This is a genomic window from Microcoleus sp. BR0-C5 (genome assembly GCF_036705045.1).
Taxonomy (GTDB): Bacteria; Cyanobacteriota; Cyanobacteriia; order Cyanobacteriales; family Microcoleaceae; genus Microcoleus.
Genome location: NZ_JAUBTR010000034.1, coordinates 19,563 through 23,392, shown reverse-complemented (window position 1 = coordinate 23,392; position 3,830 = coordinate 19,563). Strand labels below are relative to the sequence as shown.

2 protein-coding genes and 1 pseudogene are annotated in these 3,830 nt (G+C 45.6%); all 3 read left to right on the top strand.

The features are described from left to right. A partial coding sequence (locus QUB08_RS17400; RefSeq protein ID WP_445300931.1) for a calcium-binding protein occupies positions 1 to 700 on the top strand: 700 nt, incomplete at its 5' end. Positions 701 to 789: 89 nt separating this feature from the next. Continuing rightward, positions 790 to 2,958, top strand: coding sequence for a DUF4347 domain-containing protein (locus QUB08_RS17395; protein WP_333225878.1), 2,169 nt, complete (start codon positions 790 to 792; stop codon positions 2,956 to 2,958). A gap of 350 nt (positions 2,959 to 3,308) precedes the next feature. Next, a pseudogene (locus QUB08_RS17390) lies at positions 3,309 to 3,830 on the top strand (hypothetical protein); the annotation flags it as partial.

The following is a 3,830-nucleotide window of genomic DNA, read 5'->3' as shown; positions in this document are numbered from 1 at the left end:
ACTGAAAACCAACGCTGCCCTCGACTTTGAAACTAAGCCCACTTACAATATCCTAGTTCGCACTACCGATGCTGGGGAACTAAGTTACGATAAACCCTTGACGGTTAATATTAACGATATTGATGAATTTGTCTACCTGACACCGAATAACGATCTTTTCTACGGTACTGCGGGTGCTGACCAAATCAAGGGTTTAGCAGGAAGCGATGTCCTCTATGGTAAAGCTGGCAACGATATCATAGATGGCGGTGATGGCAATGATATTGTCTACGGTGGAGATGGAGACGATTTGCTCAAGGGTGGGAATGGTAGCGATCGCCTTTACGGTGATGCCGGTAACGACCAACTCCTCGGCGATGCGGGTAATGACATCCTCTATGGGGGTGATGGTGACGATATCCTCGATGGCGGTGCAGGGAGCGATCGGCTCTACGGGGATGCAGGGATTGATATCTTTGTTCTGGGATCGGGAATGGGTCTGGATTCCATCTACAATTTCCAAGATGGCATAGACAAAATCCGATTAGATGGAGGTTTAACTTTCGGCGCTTTACAGATTGCCCAAAGTGGCACTTCCACCTTAATTAAAATTGCATCAACCGGAGTCACCCTCGCTTCTTTAGTTAACACGAATTCCGCCTTGATTGGGGCGGCTGATTTTAGCAGCGCTAGCGCGGTTGTCCAATTGTCTCAATTCTGAAATTATCAGGTGCGTTAACTTCCGTTAGCGCACCAGAGAGGTTTTTTTATCCGCAATACCTTCTGATTAATAACAAGGACATTCCCCAGATGAAACCCCTGCTAAATACTTCAAAAACTATCAATCCCACCACCACAATTGTTTTTATTGATGCCGGAGTCGAAAATTCCCAGCAACTTATTGAGGGTGTCATTCCCAGTGCAGAAGTCTTTGTCTTATATAAAACGGCAGATGGCCTTGAACAAATTAGCCAAGTTTTACAACACCGTCAGAATATTGATGCAGTTCATATTATTTCCCACGGTTCCCCCGGTTGCTTGTATCTGGGAAATAGCCAACTGAGTTTAGATACCCTTAACGACTACGCGGCTCAACTGCAACAGTGGGATGTTGCTAATCTGCTGCTCTATGGCTGTAACGTCGCAGCAGGGGATGCAGGAGAAGAATTTATTACTAAGTTACACACTCTGACGGGGGCAGAAATTGCCGCTTCTAAGACTCTGACTGGGAGTGCTGCGAAGGGGGGAAACTGGGAGTTAGAAGTCACCACAGGTCAAGCCGAGTTGACAGCGGCTTTTTCCCCAGAAGTAATGACCACCTATCCAGGGGTTATGAGCTTTGTTGCAGAAATCGAACCTAACGACTCCATCTTCACTGCTCAGGTTATTCCTGCTTCAAGCTTCAGTTTGGATTTCCGCAGTGATATTCAAACCTTCTCTGGCACGAATATCTCCACTACAGCCCCTCACGCTACTATCCAAGGAACGGGTAATGGAACCTATGACTATTACCAATTCAATGCCTTGCCAGGTCAGCAGTATATTTTCGACATTGATAACAACAACTTTGACAGTGAGTTAGATCTCTTTGACATCAACGGGAGCTACATTGTAGGCAACCATGATGCCACAGAAATAGGGGATACAGGAGGAGGGGGCGCCTCCTTTATAACCTACAATTCGCCAAATAGTGCCTCTTATGTCATTAGGGTAGGTAGGTTTCCTTACTACAACGGGTATGATTATGTAATGACACTAAATCCGGGGGATTATTATAGCCTTCATATCGTTGAGGTTCCCACTGTTCTTAATGCAGCCCCAACCGATCTTACCCTCAGCAACACCAGTATTAATGAAAACGTTGCAGCTAACAGCACAGTCGGTAGCTTCACCAGCACCGACCCCGACACGGGCAATACCTTCACTTACAGTTTAGTTGCAGGCACGGGAGATACCAATAATAGTGCATTCTCCATTGTCAGCAACCAACTGCAAATCAACGCTTCCCCCGACTTTGAAACTAAGTCCAGTTACAACCTCCGCGTTCGCACTACGGATCAAGGGGGGCTGACTTACGATAAGCCCTTGGTGGTCAACATTAACAATGTCAATGAAACACCGACGGTTCTCAATCTCAGCAACACCAGTATTAATGAAAACGTAGCAGCTAACAGCACAGTCGGTACTTTCACCAGCACCGACCCCGACACAGGCAATACCTTTACTTACAGTTTAGTGGCAGGCCTGGGAGATACCAATAATAGTGCATTCTCCATTGTCAGCAACCAACTGCAAATCAACGCTTCCCCCGACTTTGAAACTAAGTCCAGTTACAACCTCCGCGTTCGCACTACGGATCAAGGGGGGCTGACTTACGATAAGCCGTTGGTGGTCAACATTAATGATATCGATGAGTCTATCTACGGCACACCCAATAACGATATTCTCAATGGTACTGCCAATGCCGACCAAATCAATGGTTTAGCAGGGAACGATCGCCTCTACGGTAACGCCGGAAACGATACCATCGATGGCGGCGACGGCGATGATATTGTCTACGGTGGCAATGATAACGATTTGTTGCGCGGGGGTAATGGCAGCGATCGACTTTACGGTGATGCGGGTAACGACGAACTCCTCGGCGATGCGGGTAATGACATCCTCTATGGGGGTGATGGTAACGATATCCTCAATGGCGGTGCTGGAACCGATCAGCTTTATGGTAATGCAGGGATCGATACCTTTGTCTTAGCACCAGGAATGGGTCTGGATTCCATCTACAATTTCCAAGATGGCGTAGACAGAATCCGATTAGATGGAGGTTTAACTTTCGGCGCTTTACAGATTGCCCAAAGTGGCACTTCCACCTTAATTAAAATTGCATCAACCGGAGTCACCCTCGCTTCTTTAATTAACACGAATTCCGCCTTAATTGGGGAGGCTGACTTTAGCCCTATCGCGCCTGTCGCGGCGATATAGTCTAAATTCTGAAATTATCAGGTGCGTTAACTTCCGTTAGCGCACCCTTGATTTTAAGTTTATAATTATTAATTATTTAAAATATTCATTCCAATAAATATTTTTTTATTCCATCTATAGCGAGCCTAAATGAATTCTGTAATTCTTGTAGCGGAAAACTCTCCCTGGTTGCCCCCATCCGTGGGGGGGTAGGCACGGGGGCACTACCCCTACATAATTTGTACTAATGATTTATAGTCGCTACAGAAAAATATTAACGCCATCGATTTAATAAATATTAAATTATCAGGATATCAGCGTATAATTACTGTATTAACTAATATATTTAATTCCTAATTGCTGCGCTTGTAATGATAATTAAGCCCCTCAAATTTATCGTTAATCCTACTTCGCACCTCTCTACAGCATACAATGGTAGTATTCTCGTCGCTTTGACTCTCCTGAGCATCGCTTACTCAACCCCAGCTATAGCAGAAACTCGCTCCAATTTACTCGACAAATCCAATCAACTTGATTCCTCTGCTGCGAGCGTTTCCGACCTTCCAGAAGCCACCTCTTTATCAGAAACAGCCAACTGGTTTACTTATCCTACAAACCCGGAACCCTCATCCCCAAATTTAGCCTCGGAACCTGAACCCACAAAACCCCAATCAACTAATAATCCTAACGGATTGCCCCAACCTTCTGCGCCATCTACTGACCCCGATTACATTATTCCATCTCGAAGCGATCCAAGTGTTTCCGACCTTCCAGAAGCTACATCTTTATCAGAAACAACCAACTGGTCTACTTATGCTACAAACCCGGAACCCTCATCCCCAAATTTAGCCTCGGAACCTGAACCCACAAAACCCCAATCAACTAATAATCCT

What these genes read in the sequence shown, in the direction of transcription:
- QUB08_RS17395 (WP_333225878.1), top strand. Translation starts at nt 790, where the DNA reads ATGAAACCCCTGCTAAATACTTCAAAAACTATCAATCCCACCACCACA.